Source organism: Methanosarcina mangrovi (assembly GCF_052057765.1).
In the GTDB taxonomy this organism is placed as follows: Archaea; Halobacteriota; Methanosarcinia; order Methanosarcinales; family Methanosarcinaceae; genus Methanosarcina.
The window spans coordinates 4,203,807-4,222,010 of record NZ_CP195120.1 but is presented as its reverse complement, the minus strand read 5'-3'; the positions used below and the strand labels follow the sequence as shown (position 1 = coordinate 4,222,010).

Here is an 18,204-nt window from a genome sequence, read left to right as displayed (position 1 = left end):
TACCTCTTTTTCAGCCCAAGCGGATATTCGGAATCCTTTTTGTTACTTCCTCATAACCCCCAGTTTATTTCGCAAACTGTCCGGTCAAGTTATCATCCATCTTTATTTTGTCGGTAATCCCGGTCCGCCCTCAAATTCAGCTGACACATCTTTTAGGTGCTCTGTTATCTTCAGATGCTGAGGGCATGCCTTTTCACATTGTTTGCAGTCTATACAATCGCTAGCCTTTCCATGAGTTGAAGTGAGGTTCAGATAGTAAACAAACTGGCTTGAAATATTATCAGTTGCAGCACGCTTTGCACTATTATACAATGCAAAGTAATCCGGTATTGCAATATTCTCAGGACACCCTGCTTCACAATATCTGCAGGTTGTGCAGGGAATCGCAGTATTTTCATTTATAATATCAATTATCTGGTTGATGATCCTGTATTCTTCCTCGTTCAGAGGTTTGAAGTCCGCCATATATGAGGTATTATCAAGGACTTGTTCCATGGTATTCATACCGCTGAGTACCATCATCACGCCTTCCTGACTGGCAGCAAATCTGATCGCCCAGGAGGCAACCGACACTTCAGGATTATATGCTTTCATCAATTCTTCCGCTTTTTCTGGAACTAATGCAAGATTTCCACCCTTGATGGGTTCCATCACAACAATTGGCTTGTTATGTTTCCTTGCAACTTCATGGCATCTTCTTGACTGGATACCGGGATTCTCCCAGTCAATGTAATTGATCTGTAACTGAACGAAATCCAGTTCTGAATGAGCAGTTAAAATTTCATCCAGCAGTTCCGGCGTGTCATGGAAAGACATACCTACGTTCTTTATTTTGCCTTCTTCCTTTTTCTTCAAAGCAAAACCGAATGTATCATATTTACATGCCTGCTCATAGGCACTCACACCAATATTGTGAAGCAGATAATAATCAAAGAATTCTACACCACAATTTTGCAGTTGCTCATTAAAAATTCTATCCTGATCTTCCACTGCTTTTAACATTCTGGGAGGAAGTTTCGTCGCAAGAGTAAATTCCTCTCTGTTATGTCTTTTTACCAAAGCTTCTCTGATAGCTTCCTCACTCTTGAATCCATGGTATGTATACGCGGTATCAAAGTAAGTAAATCCTCTTTCCAAAAATGTATCTATCAATTTGTTTAATGCTTCTGTGTTAAATGATGTCTGATCATCTTTGTCCAGAAGTGGTAACCTCATACAGCCAAAACCTAATCGTTTTGCCATTTTTACTCCCCTTGATAAATGATCCATAAATGTCCTGCGGACTTGAACAGTTCATAAGGTCATACTGATTTTATTCAACCAATCCGCAACATCTTTTTTCGCTGCACTTACACGAGAGCCATGGATAGCCAGCCCCTTCAAAAGAGTTGCTTTCGGACAAAGTTTTGCAATATCTTTTTCACTGCGGCCTAATCCGCTTCCTTCGTGTGTACAAAACGGAACAATAATTTTTCCGGAAAGATCATATTCTTCCAGGAATGTAAACACTGGCATCGGCATCGTTCCCCACCAGTTGGGATAACCCAGGAATATCACGTTATAAGAGTCCATGTTCTCCACATGGCTGGAAAGTTCAGGTCTGGCATTTTCATTCAATTCCTTTTTTGCCACGTTGGTGGTTGCAGAATAATCCCTGGGATAAGACTTTACCGTATCAATACGGAAAACATCGCCTCCTGCCATTTCCCGGATCATGTCGGCTACTACTTTTGTGTTACCTACAGGCAAATTCACGATCTTTCCACTGACATAGTTATTCCCCTCACGTGAAAAACAGGCTATCAGACATTTCCCTTCTTTTAAATTCGTCATTTTTTGCCCCTCACATTCTTTTTGTTTATTCATACTCAAAACTTTCAAATAATAATCATTCCCGAATGAAATTTGTGGAGATCCTTTCTTCCTTCATCGGGAGCTGTACGCCAGCCTTCATGCCAGCTTCCTTGCACTTCAGGAACCATGCCATATTCCGTGCAAGCACACGCATGGTCTGCAATCCTTCCAGATCTTTTTTAACATCTTCCGGCTTTGCTCCGTGAACCATATTCCAATAGCGGGAAGAAATAATGGGCATCTCCGAAATGGTGAAATACTTATTAATCTGGTCAAGTGTGGCTGTCGTTCCCGCTCTCCTTGCGGAAACAACTGCTGCCGCTGGTTTCAGGTAAAAAGACTGTCTTCCTCCCTGCAGGTCGGTATAGAAAACGCAATCCATAAAAGACGTAATCGCACCACCTGCGGCTGCATAATGCACCGGAGAGCCGAAAACAAATCCATCTGCATCCTTAGCAATGTCAAGAAAATCGTTGACACGGTCATTAAATGCACAGAGCCCTGTTTTGGCGCAGCTCTTACAGGCAGTGCACCCGGTAAGAGGCTTTTTTCCTATCCAAAAGATTTCTGTGTCAATCCCTTCTTTATTCAAAGTCTTTGCTACTTCTGAAAGAGCCGTATAGGTACAGCCTTTCTCATGCGGACTTCCGTTTACCAATAATACTTTCACTCTTATGCCTCAATTACGTCTTTAACAGTCTTTTTTAACTCTCTCTATTCTGCTACCTGCAATTTTTATTTTTGATGATGCTGTTAGCTTAAATTGTAATATTCTTCATCGGTTACGGGTTCCAGCCATTCTGCCGGGCCTGCGTTAGCATTTGTCTCAACGGAAAGATGCACAAACCAGCTGTCAGGTGCTGCTCCATGCCAGTGTTTCACATTCGGATGAATTTTTACCACATCACCGGGATTAAGTTCCTGTGCAGGCTTTCCTTCTTCCTGGTAGTAACCACGTCCACCTGTTACTAACAGAATCTGTCCGCCCGGATGCTTATGCCAGTTATTCCTGCATCCGGGTTCAAATGTTACATTGCCGATCGGACAATTAAATTCATCATCTCTCTGCACCAGCATACTAAGCCATGCTTTACCTGAAAAATACCTGCTGAACAGTTCCGGAAGTTCTTCTCCTTTAGGGAAAATTACACTTTCACTTAAGTTTGATTTGTCCATATTTTGCTTCCCCTTTGAATTTTTAATTGAGTTAAATTTCTTGAATGTCAAATATTCTTACTGAAAAGTTTACTAGCCGTGGACTGCCGTTAATGACGACAACTTTCATAATGTTCTCTCTGATTTTAGTTTCTTTAAAATTTTCTCGATATTCTTTCTTGATCGTTTCTCGATCAGTTTTTGTGAGTGACTGGTCAGTCAACAGATAAGATTTAATGATATATAAAAGTAAGCCCTACAGAGAAAGGTAGAATGTAAAAAATTGAAAAATAATTTTCCAACATGCTTGGACTTCTCCTTCGCTCAAACTGCTTTTCGCATTCATATCCCGGCTCCATGACTTTGCTTCCTCTGATATCCCCCCACATTCCAAGCATCATCTCCAGATAATGCCCTTTCAAAAATCCCACCATGGAGTTGAAGGCATGTGCAGGTCTGAATCTAATAGAACGGTTTCACCGATTTGAGGGGCAATAATGTTCACTTCTCTTATTTTTGCTTCTTCCAGCGCCCTTTCTATTGGTTCATTCCAGGCATGATTAGCCAATGTAAATGCTCCCCAATGCATCAGCATCATTGTCTTACCACCTACATCCAAATTGGCTTGGACAGATTGTTCAGGTACCATATGGATATCCGACCAGCTCGGATCATACTGGGCACCTTCAATCAAAGTGATATCAAAAGGTCCGTATTCCTTTCCTATTTCCTTAAAATGGGTGTCATATCCTCCATCTCCGCTTACATATATCCGGGTCTTGTTTCCCAGAATGACCCATCCGCCCCATAGAGTAGTATCGATACTAAACGGATCTCTTCCGGAGAAATGTCTGGCTGGTATCAAAGCAACGGTTAAGCCCTGATACTCCGCTTCTTCCCACCAGTTGAGTTCGGTGATCTTTTCCTCCGGAATACCCCATCGAACCAGATGAGCACTAACCCCAAGAGGAACGAAGAAATGTGATACTTTGCTGTTTAGCTTTACAATAGACTGATAATCCAGGTGATCATAATGGTCATGTGTAATAAAAACTGCATCAATAGGCGGCATTTCATCAACAAGATGCAGCATAATATCTTCACTATATTCGTATCTTTTAATTCCCACAAATGAAACCGGTGAGGCAATAGGACTCAGCATAGGGTCTATCAATAACTTTTTATTATCAATGCTAAGCAAAAAAGCAGAGTGTCCGAACCAGGTCAAACTATCATTTTCACTTTTAATTTTGTTCCAGTCAATGGCAGAAACAGAAATTGGACCGGTCGGATTGCGGTCTTTAGCCTCTGAAGCAGGATCCTCATTCGTTGATGAAACATCTGAAGAATTTATAACCAACTCTGCAGGGCCCTCATTAGTAAATTTCCCATCAACATAATTATCAAAATGTTGATACATTTCTTTTTGTTCTGTCGTTGGCTTTCCACCGAAAGCTGGGTCTATGTTTATAAGCAGGGTTATAATAGTGGAAAAAATACCTATCAAAACCGGTATCTAAGGAATCAGGTAGAGGAGCAGCATCTGCAGCCCAGTTTGCCTTAGTAGAATCTTGATATACCAAATTGACACCTGCACGGATTAAATCTTTATGTGGGTTTGTCCCCCACTTAACACTTTGCTGATCTGCCCAATAAGTTTCTTCAATGTACTCAGTTACCGCATCTCCTATTTTTTGAATCACCGGACAGTCTTCTTCCGTGATTTTGTCTGGAACACGACTCCAGATATCTTTCAATTCTTTTTTCATTTCTTTTTTCTCAGCTTTTGATACTGATAAATTGTCAATATATCCTAAAACAACCTTTTTAGTCTCATCATCGGCAGTAACCAGACCTATATAAGGGGCATTCTGAATAGTGTCCGGCATGTTCCTGACACGAGCTACTTCAGCTTCTATTTCTTTCACCTTTTCAGGAGTCAGACCTTCAATTCCATAAGTTTCAATCTCATTGTCAGAAGAATTGTTTGCATTTACACTTTCGGTCGTTGCACTCGCAGCAGGCACAAACACCATGGTCACAAGCAGTGTTGCCAAAATAAGTATTCCGAGTTCAAATTTTATCTTAACCATTTATTTTTACTCCTAAGTTATTTTTACCTTAGGAGGCAGGATCAGGCAAGCTTAAATACAGACAAAGCTAACATAATCATTGCCTCTTATGGCAGATTTATGGAGTTCAGGTGTACCGGAAAATACTTCCAAACTCCATAAACTGGTTTTTATTGGCTCTTTAAATATTTTATGGCCAAATCGTTTAACAATTCGATTTTATAACTAATTTGGAGCTTATATGTTACTTATTAGTCATTCATTGTTAGATGGTTTGGCCAGAAAATATAGATATGAGCATACCGCCGTAACTCAAAATCCAACTGTGGTACTAAAAAGAGAACTTTTCCTAAATATTAGTGGGAGAAAATTTATATTAATATTCCACTACGTATGCAGAATGTAAGAGATCATTATAAATAGAGCATAATAGTTGGGGCGTTACACTTCAAGAAAACACACATAAAATTCTACGAATAAAATGTGAAAAAATTCTTCTCCAGGAGACGCTAAAACAGTGGTTTATTCCAGGACAATGTCATAGATGTCTAAAAGGGAGAGAACTTCAGGAAGAGAAAATACTGTCTTTTTTAGGAAATTGTTTTTGGATTTATAGTATAATTTTTTGCATTCTTGAACGAGGTAAAGCTAAGGTTCGAATTTTTAAAGAGACTGTTCTTAAGATCTGAATTTTCAAAATTCGCATTTGTAAGATTAGTATTCACAAAATCACAGTCATATATCTGGCAATTGGTAAAATCCGTATTTTCTAAATTCATATCGGAAAATACTGACAGGGAAAGAAAAGAATTTTCAAATCCAAAAGCGAGTATAAAAGTATTGCATTTTGAAAAATCCAATCCCAGAATTTTGCAGCTCTTGAATCTTATATTCTGAAATTTTGTGTTATCCAGATCAACGTTTGATAAGTTGCAGTTTTCAAAATCACAATCAATAAACCTTGAATTTTTGAAAGATACGTATGTAAAATCGATATCTATAAAGGTTTCTGCTTCAAACTCTTCGTTCTGGCATTCCACGATTTAGAGGTATTGTTTCTGACTTATATGATTTTTTCGACTTTTTACTATTTAGAGTGGGTAACTTACATTCATCTATCGAATGTCGAAGTAGCAAATCTAAAATTTAGAAGCACCTATAGTTGAAAATCAAATTCAAGCTTGATGTTTCTCTTTTTGGAGTAACACTTTTAAACTGAGCAATTAGCTCGCTGTTTTCCTTAAACTCGGCTACCTTTTGAATTCGCAACACATCACAGCAAATTCCAACCCCATTGTCAGAAATCTATAAAGGCACCAGAGCGAGAAACAACGATAGAAATTCAGGGAGTTTGGCAAGCAATAGAAATCAAGCAATAGGAATCAAGTATATAGGAGAATATAGAGTAAACCAAAACCCCCTTATTTCCAGTGGAGTTTACTGAAATAACTTTAATTCAATATATTCAAAAGCTAAAGTGCTGTATCCTGAAATGGTTTCGCAGATCCAAAACCGTTTGAAAGTTCAATACAAAGTATAACAGCAGGCTATGCGAAAGGTTAAACGCTGAGTAAATTCCATTCCATTTTGGTACTGTGGAATGATCATGTAAAAGAAACAAATTCAATACTCCCTCTTCCCGAATATGGCAGAACCCACACGTACCATCGTGGCTCCTTCCTCGATGGCGATCCTGTAGTCGCCGGACATGCCCATAGATAGTGTCCTGATATCGATGTTGTCCCGGTTTTCCTGCTTCATTTCATCAAAAAGGGCCTTCATCTTTCTGAAATAGGGACGGGTTTGTTCAGGGGGTACGAAAGGAGGGATGCACATGAGACCTTCCACCCGGACATTCCTTAAAGAGCGGACCTCTGTTATTGCGTTTTTTATCTCATCAGGTCCGAATCCGTATTTTTGTGGCTCGTTGCCGATGTTAACCTGGAGATAGACTTTCTGTACTTTGTCGATATCCCTGGCTTTCCTGTCAATATTCCTTATGACCTTCAGGGAGTCAATTGACTGAATAACATCAAATAGATGTACGGCTTTTTTGACTTTATTTGTCTGTAGATGGCCTATAAGGTGTGTCTCACAGGTCAGTATATCATCACGTTTATCCTCGTGCTCCTGAACCCGGTTCTCTCCAATGATAGTGGCCCCGGCCCGAATGGCTTCGTTTATCCTTTCAGGTTCGATCGTCTTGGTGACACAAACCAGTGTTGTGCTTCCAATCTCCTCAAGGGTTAACTTTGTATTTTCATAGACTGGCATTGATGTCCCTAAACTGTTTTTATTCAAAGGTAGTTGTATTTAAAAGATTCCAATTGTGGCTTTATGGAGCGAGAATATAATCATATTAAAAATGAAAATAAACTGATAAACATTTCAAATACGCAATTCCTATAATAATGATATTATCGCTTATGATATTATAATACGACCTAATTTACAATGGTTGATCACTCTGGAAAGTAACAACAGCGGTGAACGAGGTTAAACGATGTTACATGAAGATTTCACCAGACAACATCGCATGCTGGGACGAGTTGCAGCCTTTGCCGTTTTCTTCCTCCTGATAGCATATGCAGTTACGCTGGTTCTTGGATTTCTCTCACTCAAGTCGCCTCAGGACCAGATAGGGGATCCTTATTTCTCCATATTGGAATTGCTTATCGTCGTTGTAGCGCCATTGATGATCATTGTCATGATTGCGGTTCATGCTTATGCCTCTCCCGAGACCAGAGTGTATAGTCTTACTGCGCTTGCATTTATGATCATTATGGCGAGTATTACCTGTACTGTTCACTTCGTTATCCTTACCGTAAGTCGGCAGATCGAGTCTGCAGGATTCCCGTGGACTTCGCTGTTCTTTTCCTTCAAGTGGCCATCCGTAGCTTATACAATGGACATACTCGCATGGGACTTTTTCTTTGCCCTCTCAATGCTCTTTGCAGCACCTGTATTCAAGGTAGGACGGCTTGAGAAAACTGTCCGGATTCTTATGATTGTCAGCGGTTTACTGAGTCTTGCGGGGTTAATCGGTGTGCCACTTGCAAACATGAATGTCCGAAATATAGGAATCCTGGGCTACGCCGGGGTTTCTGTGGTTGTGTTTTTACTGCTGGGAGTAATTTTCGGACGTACCGAGAAATACTGATCGGTTTACAGGTTCGGAACCGAATAAACTCAAAATTTTTTATATTAATATCTGTGGTTCTTGCAGAGTCTTGCGAAATTACTCTATCCTGTAGACGCATTTGCAATCTTCCATCATATGAAATTTAATTATGAATACCGAAGGCACACAGTTAATCAAAAAATCGAGAACAAAAGCTTACGAAGAGCGGCAAACTATAAAAGAGAAACTATGCCCTGATCTGATGAGTTCAAAAATGGAAACTAAATAATTTAACAAATTATAAATATTGTATTATACTAAAATAATAGTGAAAGCCATCTGTAATAAACTGGATTTTGATCAGGGGGATTTGGTAAAAGAATATGACCGAAGAGTATTACAGCCGTACAGCTGAGCCTTCAAGCCTGTCGGCAAAACCCCACGAAGGTTTGGAGGACCTCGTTAACGAACTTCCCCTTGGCATACTTTCATGTGACAGAGAAGGGAACATTACCGCACTGAACGATTTTCTGCTGAACTTACTTGGGTTCCCTTCCGCGGATTTCACAAAAAAACTTAATATATTGACCTTTCCGCCTCTGGTTGAATGCGGCATATCTGCTACTGTTGAAAAGACGCTTAAGACAGACAAGAACTCTTCGATAGAAACGCTTTGTCGATCGGTCTCGGATAAGGAACTTTTTCTGAGTTTCAAGGCCTTTCCCCGAAAGGACGAGAATGGATTTGTTTACGGATGCCACGCTATTATTGAAGACCTTACTGCTAAAAAAAGAGAAAGGGACGAACGTGAACAAAGTAAACTCAGGGACGAACTGATATCACAGATATCTGATCGTTTTATAAATAGTAACTTTAAAGATATTGACAGGGACATCAATAAAACCTTGAAGGACCTGGCAGATTTCACAGGTGCGGATCGTGCAACTGTGTTCAGTATTACTGAAAAAGCAGGATATGTCATCAAAACACACGAATGGCGTGCAGATGCCGTAATCTCCAGAATACCACTCAACGAGAAATGGGATGTGAAAAAGCTTGTATTTGAAAAATTTAGGAATTTACAAATTTTCAATGTCCCTGATGTTGATAAAATCCCGGAAGAAAAAGAGCATGTAAAAAAGATGCTGCAGGACCTCGAGATTAAATCCATTGCGATGATACTTCTCTCACGTCACGGTGTTTTCAAAGGCTTCCTCGGAGTCGATTCAAAAAGTAAAAGACATAACTGGGATGATAAGGAACTCTATGTTCTGAAGATTGCCGGAAGTATGATAGCAAACATCCTCGAACGCAAAAATACGGAAGCCATGTTCCTTAAAAAGGAAAAGGAATATGAAGAGGTTGTTAACTCCCTTGATGCAATAATCTGGAAAGCTACCTTTGACGGAGAAGGAAATGTACTGAGTACCTATATTTCCAAACCTGTGGATAAAGTACTGGGACTCCCGGATGGCACCATAGGAAATGACTGGAATAAGTTTTTTGCGCACATCCATCCGGAAGACATGGCGAAAGTGAGAGAGGCATTTGAACAGTCTATTAAACAACCTGATATTCCACAGGGAATAGATTACAGACTGGTCTCCGATAAAGGTAAACCCATCTGGATAAATACCATAGGGTCCTCCCATAACCTGAATGATGGGACCTTTCTCGCCTATGGAACATCAGTGAACGTCACCGAGAGAAAAATGGCTGAGGAAGAAGTCGTTCGAAGCGAGAAACGATACAGATCCCTGATAGAACAATTAAGTGACGCTGTTTTTATAAACAATCTCAAAGGACAGATACTGGAAGTAAACGACAGTGCCTCCAAAATGCTCGGATATTCAAAGGAAGAATTACAAAAAATGAATGTTTGCGACCTGTTAATTCCGGAACGTCGGAAAAACGGACCGGAAGTGATGAAAAAACTGGAAGTTGAAGGGGCTGTACGGGGGGATACAGGATATCTCACTGCAAACGGGGATATTATAGATGTAGAGGTAAATGCCAGACTCCTTGAAGGGTATCGTGACATAGCCCAGGCAGTTGTCAGAGATATTACACAGCGTAAACGGACAGAGAATAAACTGCGCGAAAGCGAGGCTCTTTTAAGTGAAGTAGGCCGAATTGCCAAAATTGGCGGATGGGAGCTTGATGTAGTGTCCGGAATAGTCACATGGACACCTGAAGTTGCAAGGATTCATGGAAAAGATGAATTTGCCAATCCAGACGAGCATGAATTGAGTAGTCGCCCCCCCGACTCGGGAGAGATCTTTAAAAAATCAATTAAAGATGCTGTGGAAAAAGGTGAATCATACGATCACGAACTGGAACTTATCTCGGCAAAAGGCAAACATAAATGGATCAGGACGATTGGCCGCCCGGTAATAAAAGATGGAAAAGTCGTAAAATTAATCGGTACACTGCAGGACGTCACTGAGCGCAGAGAAGTCCAGGAAGAACTGAAACGCAACGAGGAAAGATACAGAGCACTTTTCGAACAGTCAAATGACGCCATATTCCTGAATCGGCTTGATGGCCGGATAGTGGACGTAAATGAGAAAGCATGTGAGATGTTTGGGTACACAAAGGAAAGGCTGCAGACTATGAACGTGGTAGATCTCCTGGCTCCCGACCATAGAGATGCCGGTACTCTGGGAATGAAAAAATTCAGGAAAAAGAGGTTTGTCCATACCGATACAGTGTACATAAAGGCAAATGGTGAAACCTTCGATGTGGAAGTCAGTGCCAAGGTACTTGAGGGATACCGGGACCTTGCCCTTGCTATAGTGAGAGATATCAGTGAGCAGAAGAAAGCAAAAGAAAAGATAGCAAGAAGTGAGACGAAATACAGGAGCCTTTTTGAAAAATCGAATGACGCCATAATAATCCATGACTTTAACGGAAGGATACTCGAAGCGAACAAAATGACCTGTGAAGTATTCGGGTATAGTGAAGACGAACTGAAACGAAAATCAATATTTGAACTGATTTCGCCGGAAGAGAGGAAAGCAGTCCGATCCGAAATAATGAAAGTAAGGACAACAGGTTCCACGCGTAAGGAAGCCAGAATGATACGATCGGACGGAACTTTAATCTTCATGGACATTAGCGCTTCACTCGTCCGGACACAACATAACAGCATCCAGGCAGTGGGAAGGGACATCAGCGACCGCATACGGGCGGAAGCAGCCATGCTCAATGCCAGGATAGAAGCAGAAACTGCCAGCCGTACAAAGAGTGAGTTCCTCACCAACATGAGCCATGAACTGAGGACGCCTCTGAACTCTATTATCGGTTTTTCGGATATCCTGATTGAGAGAATTTTTGGAGAACTCAACGGAAAACAGCTGAAGTACGTTAACAACATCTCTGCAAGCGGAAAACACCTTCTGGGACTTATAAATGATATTCTTGACCTCTCCAAAGTGGAAGCCGGAAAAATGGAACTTCACTACAGTGAGTTTTCGGTAGACTCGGTTTTCGAAGAAGTGAACTCCACGCTTTCCCCCATTGCCCAGGCCAAGTCCCTTGGAATTGACTTTAAAATAGAGCAGGGCTCAGGCTATATTCAGGCTGATAGAAGCCGTTTGATCCAGATCCTCTACAATCTTGTAAGCAATGCGATCAAGTTTACCCCGGAAGGAGGCAAAATCTCGGTCTATTGTAAAAAGGACGGGAACAGGGCTATTTTTTCCGTTACGGATACGGGAATCGGGATTTCTCCTGAGGACCAGAAAATCCTTTTCCAGCCCTTTACTCAGATCGATTCCTCATGCGCCAGGCAGTACTGCGGAACAGGGCTCGGGCTTGCTTTAGTGAAGGAACTCGTGAAACTTCACAACGGGACTGTCAGGGTTGAAAGTGAAGTTGGAAAGGGAAGCAGCTTCACATTTGAATTACCGGTAGATAATGAAGAGAACATCATCAAATTGGAATTTTGATTAAAATATCCATCACCTTCAAGCCCGAATAAATGTCATATAGACAAATCCAACAGTCATCAGCAGGAAAATATGCAATCTCTGGTTTTGCTTTTTGCTTCTTAATCTTAGATATTCTGAAGACTTCGGCTCTGTTAGAATAAACATGATTAACTCATGTTTCCGGATTTCGGAACCAGATAGTGAATTCCGTTCCTGTATCCCTTTTGAGTTCTATATAACCATCTATCTGCTCAACAAGCAGGTTTACAAGCTGAAGTCCGAGAGAATCCGTATTTGGAAACTCTATTTCTTCTGGAATGCCTTTTCCGTTATCCGCTACGGTGAGTATGAAATGCAAGTTATTTTTACCTGTACAGGAAGGGCAAGGACCGGGGAGATCATCGTTTGCGGCAAAACTTTCTTTTTTGCAGAAACCGATACGGATTTCGCCTACATTTTCGGCGGAGAAGGCATGCTTCAGGGAATTTGAGACGAGCTCGTTTACAATAATGCCAAGAGGTATTGCGATATCCATATCGAGATGAATCCTCTCAAGGTCCAGCTTCAAGCTGATACCGCTATTTCCAAGATTATACGAGTCAAAAAGATCTGCAGCCAGTTTCCGAAGATAAGCTGCAAAATCAAGTGTGTCCAGCTCTTTTCCTTTATAGAGTTCTTCGTGAATCAGGGCCATCGAAGTCACACGATTTTGGCTTTCCCTGAAAGATTCAAGCATTTTTACGTCACTGAATTTTTCAGCTTCGAGGCTGAGGAGAGATGAGATTACCTGCAGGTTATTCTTGATCCTGTGGTGGATTTCTTTTATGTGGGTTTCCTGCATTTTTTCCAGGGCTTCCTCAGCTTTTTTACGTTCTGTAATGTCCTGAACTGTCCCTCTCATTTTAAAAGGGTTATTTTCTTCGTTAAAAATGACTTCACCCTGTGCATGGACCACACGTTCTGTTCCGTCAGCTGAAATTATCCTGTAGTCAATTTCATAAGGTTCTCCATTTAAAGCTCTTTTAACGGCATTATTCATATAGTCCCGATCGTCAGGGTGTATGTAATTCAAAGCTTCGCTGTAAGGTAAGCCGAATTTTCGGGGTGTAAGCCCAAAAATTCGATACAATTCATCAGACCAGTAAGACCTGTTAGTTAAAGTGTCCCAGTTCCAATTTCCGATATGAGCCATTCTTTGAGCTTCGGAAAGACTTTTTTCACTCTCTTTCAACGAGTTGTAGGCTCTCTCAAGCTGCCCTGTGCGCTCCTCAACCAGTTTTTCCAGGTTGCCATGGGCTTTTTTTAGGGCTTTTTCTGCCTTTTTAAGTTCTGTGACATCACGTGCCGAAGCAAAGACCCCAATGACCTTACCGGATTCGTCCTTATAAACTGAGGCATTATACAAAACAGGAGTTACATACCCATCTTTATGCTGAATCTCAAGAGGATAATCCCGTACCAATCCTTCCTGGAACACCCGCTGATAACCCTCTTTGGCTTTTTCAGGCTCGGTGAAATAGTCTGAAAAATCGGTACCTATGAGTTCATCGCGAGAATAGCCGGTAGCTATTTCGGTGGAATTATTGACGTCGGTTATTTTCCCGTCTGACCCGATGGTTACAAGAGGGTCCAGACTGGCTTCAATCAAACTGCGATTATAAATATTTGATAACCTGAGAGCTTCTTCTGCTCTTTTGCGCTCGGTGATGTCCTGCGTTATACCAAAGCCGGCGATCAGCGATCCGCCCCTGTCAAATTCAAGATAAGCTTTTTCACGTACCCACTTTACCTTATCGTCCGCGATAATGCGGTGCTCGATGTCGTATGGTTTGCCCTCCATCCCCGCCTTCCATTCCCTATCGACATATTCCCTGTCACCCGGATGGATCGTTGAAAGAAAAGTTTCATAGGTCAGAGGGATACCTTTCGGGATGCCAAAAATACGGTGATTTTCATCGGACCATGTCAATACATTATTACACAAATCCAGGCGCCAGCTTCCGATATTCCCCACTGCCTGGGCGCGATCGAGATCCTCCCTGATCTCCTGCAGCACATTTACCAGGACTTCGCGTTCCTCCAGCGACTGAGCCAGCTTGATATTACTGTAGCCTAGTTGTGAGAGCATGTTGGCAAATGTCATAAAAAAGGCCATACCTGTGTCCACAGCTTCCCTGCTTAACTTTGGAACTTTTTCAAGCGCTGCTATGTATTCTTCCTCGTTGAAGCCGTATTTCCTGGCCTGGACCCGGAAAAGCTCATAGTCCAGAGGTTCGTCATCAAAAAAGAACTGCCCTGCGAAGACATAGCCGACATGCTGGTCCCCCACCATGATGGGAGTCACTGCATCCCACATATTGTTCTTGCACCTGTAGAACTTAAACTCGCCAGGGGCAACACCTGAGGATAGATTTATATCGCTTTCTACACAGTGCCTGCAGGTTACGGGATGAGCCCTGTGGAATTTGGTACAGATATCCTGCCATCCGGCGCCTGCCAGAACATTGCCTTTGAGGTCGTTTAAGCCTATGGGAATATGAGTAAGTTTATAGAAATTATCCAGCAGAGGCTGGATAGCCTGTACATCAATAATCTCGGCCAGTTCCAAGTTCTCTACCGCCCGAGCAGGCAAGAGACCTTTCTCCAGCTTTAGCCCAAAATGTCGTTCATTCTGGCTCAGAACGTCGTCTACTCGCTTTTTATCTATACCGGAATTTTGCAGGTTTTTCCTCATTTCATACCTTCCCCGACCGGAGAAAATTCATTTCGTTTTTCACTTCAAATAGGACAGGCCCGGTCATCTGTTTCCCAGGAAAATCATACCTGCTTGCGATTGACACCGTAATTATATATAAATTTTTATATAACGGGGACCATATTAAATTTGTAAGGCAATTGCTGAATTTAAAATTATTGCATAAGTGGTATATGTTTTCGATGAATTATACTGAAAAACAGGAACTTCCTTTGTTCAGGTTTGAAGGTATGGATAGAAGGTAAAGTTTTGTGAATAAAATTAAATCCTCTGACGTACCACTCAAAAAAGGTTATCATTCACCATTGTTTTCTAAAAAGGTTATCATTCACCATTGTTTTCTAAAAAGGGTATCATTCACCATTGTTTCCTAAAAAGGGTATCATTCACCGTTTTTTCTAAAGAAATTATCATTCACCGTTGTTTTTTTAAAAATAAGATAGTAGTGGAAGTAGTTATCGAATTAGATCAATAACTCTCCAATACCTGACTGTAATTCACTCCATTTAATTATCTTCTGCCAACTTTATGCAAAAAAATACAGATTAGGCAGAGAACTCCGCTGACTATCCCAAATCCCGGAGCTTTTGCACCCTCTCCCTCCTCAGAGGTCTGCCCGGTTTCTGATTCCATACTTTTCAAACCTTCATCTGCGAGTCGAGTTTCCTGTTCTGGCCCCGACTCTATTTCATTTTCTTCGGATAGTCCTTTTGTCGTTCCTGTTATTGCAAAGGAAGAAAATCCGGGAAGGTCAGCTGTGAAATACAGGAATTCATCGTCTTTTCCCGAGAGGTTGGCTGGCAGCTGTTCCCATTTATTATCATTGTACCTGTTGAGGACAATGGAAGTCTGGTCTATCTTTTTATCCTGAAGCCAGGCTTTTTCAACCTTGAAACCGATGACAGGATTTTCTATGTTCTTTTCAGTTGCAAACCCGCTGTTTCCAACCCAGACATTAAAGGACCTGTAGACCTCGCCTTCAGGCAGTTCGGAAACGAGCGCAGACTTATTTTTTAGCTGCTCGACAATTGTTGTGGTCTTTCCGGCAGTCTTTTTTGAATCGAAACTTACATACATAACACAGGTTGCATTCTTCGCAAAATCAAATTTTACAGCCTTGCCATTGGTTATATAAGCCTGTGAAAGTTCTTTGGTCTCAACGTTTTTTGCAGGTTCGGGGGAACCTCCACCGCCGCCACCGCCGCTGCTGCTTCCACCACTGCTCTTTTTCTCTACATCTATAGTTGCAGTTTCTGTATTCGTGCCGTTTGCATTGCTAACGGTCAGTTTGGTGGTGTAGGTTCCTCTGGAAGTATACGTGTAAACGAAGCTTGCCTCGTTAGAGTCTTCGACTCCGTCATTGTTTACATCCCAGCTCCTTGAGGTCACATTCTGTGAAAGGTCGGTAAAGAGGACTGTAAGGGGGTAGTAACCGCTGGTTTTATTCACTGTAAAAGCTGCTACGGGAAGATTTTTAGTTTCATTTTCACTTTCGTTTTCGTTTTCATTTTCATTTTCATTTTCGTTTTCATTTTCGTTTTCATTTTCGTTTTCATTTTCTTCTTCCTCTTCCTCTTTTTCCAGCACGGTTATCTCAGCAGTTTTTGAATCTGTGCCATTAGGGTTGATTGCTGTCAGGTTAACGGTATAGGTTCCTGCAAGGGAATATGAATGGATCGGGTTCTTTTCGGTTGAAGTAGTTCCGTCTCCAAAGTTCCAGCTCCTTGATGTTGCATTTTCCGAAAGATCGGTAAAGAGGACAGAAAGAGGGGCATTCCCAGTTGTAACGTTCATGTTGAAGTTTGCGACGGGATACACCGGAGCAGGCTCTACTCTGGGAGTTACAAGGGGGAAGTAATCAACAACAATGTCAGAGGTTGTTGTAGCTTCGCTACGACCTTTTAAAAAAAACTCAATGTTGTACGGCTCCTCAGCTATTCCATCGCCGTCAGTGTCGAGATGGGTTTCGGAAAAACCTGTCCCGTTGGGAGTTGCCCAATAGTTGCCACCTATGTATGAGCCTCCAATGATATTCGTTCCCCGTATAGGAGCGCTTTTATTCCATTGATTCACCTGAGGATATTGATACACATAAGTATCTTGATGCAGCTTGACATTCACGGTATTGTTGAATACGTTGTTGTAAACTTCATTAACTCGTGTCTCCAACATCAGAGTGAGACCTACATCACATCCCTGGATCTTGTTCCCGGAAATTTCGCCAATATCTTGCAGCGCACCACCACCGGGAGCGATTACGATTCCATAGTCGGCATCGTAGATCTCGTTTCCAATTATTTTCTGACTTCCGTCTCCTCCGTAACTGAGAACAATCCCCCCGCCATGGAATACATTATACTCAACAACATCGCCAGGACCGTTTAACCCTCCGTATTCCATGGCGCTCAGGTAGACCCCGCAGTTATAAAAACGGTTGTCAGAGATGACATTCCCATCACTATCATGCCCTTCTATCCTGATCCCGTCTTTCACTATTGAAAATCCCTTTATGGTTTCGAATTCATTCCCCACATCAGGGATGCCATAATTATCGAACCCGTCAACTTCTGGATATCCCTTCCCTATAAACGTTAAATTTGAAGAACTCATGTTCACGGTTTCCCTGTACGTCCCGGGCTGCACTATGATAGTATCTCCGTAACTTGAATTGTCCACAGCAGCCTGTATTGTCGTATAATCTGCGGACCCGTCATCGTCCACGTAAACTGTTGCAGCTGATGCACTTCCTCCTGCAGACAGATAAAGTACAAGAATTACCGCAAATAAAAGGCTGCTATTTCTTTTTGCTTGCCACACAATAAACCCCTCAAAATATATTTTTGCGTTTCATTTCAATTAATATTACAAATTCTCGTTTCCGGTTCTTGTAACATGCTCCATTCTGAAAGCGGTGTTGCTTTTATAATATATTTCCAAAGTCGCCAACGCACGGAGCCAGAATCTTTGATTTTAAAACGTATTACTTTTTAGAGGATTAGTACTGTTATATAATATTAACGAAATACTCTCTTATTATTTCAATAAGTATTCCCATTTTTCTTAAGGGAGATGTTTCTCAATGGACAGCTCTCAATCCAAAGCGCCATACATTTTCAAAAATAATCTCAAGTCATCCGGGTATTCGGTTGAAATCAGGGGAGAAAAATTGGAGGAGAAAATATGCCCGGGAAGACAGGCCGGAAGAGAAAAAAGCATAGACTCTGAGAAGCTCCGAAAAACTACAATTCTTACTCAAAAAATTGCATTTTAAGCCGAGTTACGCTTTGAACTGGGAGTACAGGATTACTCAAATAT

The 18,204-nt window shown here is 41.5% G+C and carries 12 protein-coding genes; 2 read left to right on the top strand and 10 right to left on the bottom strand.

The genetic code is table 11. From position 1 onward, the window contains the following. Positions 1-102 precede the first annotated feature (102 nt). The 8 genes from ACSAZL_RS18620 to ACSAZL_RS18585 form a co-directional block, all read right to left on the bottom strand. Positions 103-1,242 carry an aldo/keto reductase gene (locus ACSAZL_RS18620; RefSeq protein WP_440946064.1) on the bottom strand — a complete coding sequence of 380 codons (1,140 nt, stop codon included), beginning with the start codon at positions 1,240-1,242 and terminating at the stop codon, positions 103-105. A 51-nt stretch (positions 1,243-1,293) separates the two neighbouring features. Beyond that, positions 1,294-1,833, bottom strand: coding sequence for a flavodoxin (locus ACSAZL_RS18615; RefSeq protein WP_440946063.1), 540 nt, complete (start codon positions 1,831-1,833; stop codon positions 1,294-1,296). 55 nt (positions 1,834-1,888) lie between these two features. Next, on the bottom strand, positions 1,889-2,524 hold the full coding sequence (locus ACSAZL_RS18610) for a flavodoxin family protein (RefSeq protein ID WP_440946062.1): 636 nt from the start codon (positions 2,522-2,524) through the stop codon (positions 1,889-1,891). An 83-nt stretch (positions 2,525-2,607) separates the two neighbouring features. Further along, a complete protein-coding gene (locus tag ACSAZL_RS18605; protein WP_440946061.1) occupies positions 2,608-3,030 on the bottom strand; it encodes a cupin domain-containing protein in 423 nt (140 codons plus the stop codon). Positions 3,031-3,427: 397 nt separating this feature from the next. Further along, the gene (locus ACSAZL_RS18600; protein ID WP_440946060.1) at positions 3,428-4,516 is read right to left on the bottom strand and encodes an MBL fold metallo-hydrolase; all 1,089 of its coding nucleotides are present in this window, start codon (positions 4,514-4,516) and stop codon (positions 3,428-3,430) included. Continuing rightward, entirely contained in the window at positions 4,413-5,102 is a 690-nt protein-coding gene (locus ACSAZL_RS18595; RefSeq protein ID WP_440946059.1) for a hypothetical protein, read from the bottom strand. The genes ACSAZL_RS18600 and ACSAZL_RS18595 overlap by 104 nt, the downstream gene beginning before the upstream one ends. A 569-nt stretch (positions 5,103-5,671) precedes the next feature. Further along, entirely contained in the window at positions 5,672-6,121 is a 450-nt protein-coding gene (locus tag ACSAZL_RS18590) for a pentapeptide repeat-containing protein (RefSeq protein ID WP_440946058.1), read from the bottom strand. A gap of 583 nt (positions 6,122-6,704) precedes the next feature. Next, positions 6,705-7,355, bottom strand: coding sequence for a YggS family pyridoxal phosphate-dependent enzyme (locus ACSAZL_RS18585; RefSeq protein WP_440946057.1), 651 nt, complete (start codon positions 7,353-7,355; stop codon positions 6,705-6,707). 229 nt (positions 7,356-7,584) lie between these two features. On the opposite strand from ACSAZL_RS18585, the gene ACSAZL_RS18580 reads away from it, so the two are divergent. Then, the gene (locus tag ACSAZL_RS18580; protein ID WP_440946056.1) at positions 7,585-8,241 is read left to right on the top strand and encodes a hypothetical protein; all 657 of its coding nucleotides are present in this window, start codon (positions 7,585-7,587) and stop codon (positions 8,239-8,241) included. 344 nt (positions 8,242-8,585) lie between these two features. Then, complete coding sequence (locus tag ACSAZL_RS18575; RefSeq protein WP_440946055.1) at positions 8,586-12,152, top strand: PAS domain S-box protein; 3,567 nt, start codon at positions 8,586-8,588, stop codon at positions 12,150-12,152. Between the two features lie 154 nt (positions 12,153-12,306). Here ACSAZL_RS18575 and ACSAZL_RS18570 read toward each other — a convergent pair whose 3' ends face one another. Both ACSAZL_RS18570 and ACSAZL_RS18565 read right to left on the bottom strand, forming a co-directional pair. After that, positions 12,307-14,868 carry a PocR ligand-binding domain-containing protein gene (locus ACSAZL_RS18570; RefSeq protein WP_440946054.1) on the bottom strand — a complete coding sequence of 854 codons (2,562 nt, stop codon included), beginning with the start codon at positions 14,866-14,868 and terminating at the stop codon, positions 12,307-12,309. A gap of 531 nt (positions 14,869-15,399) precedes the next feature. After that, the gene (locus ACSAZL_RS18565) at positions 15,400-17,505 is read right to left on the bottom strand and encodes a PGF-pre-PGF domain-containing protein (protein ID WP_440948903.1); all 2,106 of its coding nucleotides are present in this window, start codon (positions 17,503-17,505) and stop codon (positions 15,400-15,402) included. Positions 17,506-18,204 lie beyond the last annotated feature (699 nt).

Bases quoted from the DNA above. Each gene is read 5' to 3' on its own strand.
- ACSAZL_RS18570 (WP_440946054.1), bottom strand. From the start codon at position 14,868: ATGAGGAAAAACCTGCAAAATTCCGGTATAGATAAAAAGCGAGTAGAC.
- ACSAZL_RS18605 (WP_440946061.1), bottom strand. From the start codon at position 3,030: ATGGACAAATCAAACTTAAGTGAAAGTGTAATTTTCCCTAAAGGAGAA.
- ACSAZL_RS18575 (WP_440946055.1), top strand. From the start codon at position 8,586: ATGACCGAAGAGTATTACAGCCGTACAGCTGAGCCTTCAAGCCTGTCG.
- ACSAZL_RS18585 (WP_440946057.1), bottom strand. From the start codon at position 7,355: ATGCCAGTCTATGAAAATACAAAGTTAACCCTTGAGGAGATTGGAAGC.
- ACSAZL_RS18615 (WP_440946063.1), bottom strand. From the start codon at position 1,833: ATGACGAATTTAAAAGAAGGGAAATGTCTGATAGCCTGTTTTTCACGT.
- ACSAZL_RS18580 (WP_440946056.1), top strand. From the start codon at position 7,585: ATGTTACATGAAGATTTCACCAGACAACATCGCATGCTGGGACGAGTT.
- ACSAZL_RS18595 (WP_440946059.1), bottom strand. From the start codon at position 5,102: ATGGTTAAGATAAAATTTGAACTCGGAATACTTATTTTGGCAACACTG.
- ACSAZL_RS18620 (WP_440946064.1), bottom strand. From the start codon at position 1,242: ATGGCAAAACGATTAGGTTTTGGCTGTATGAGGTTACCACTTCTGGAC.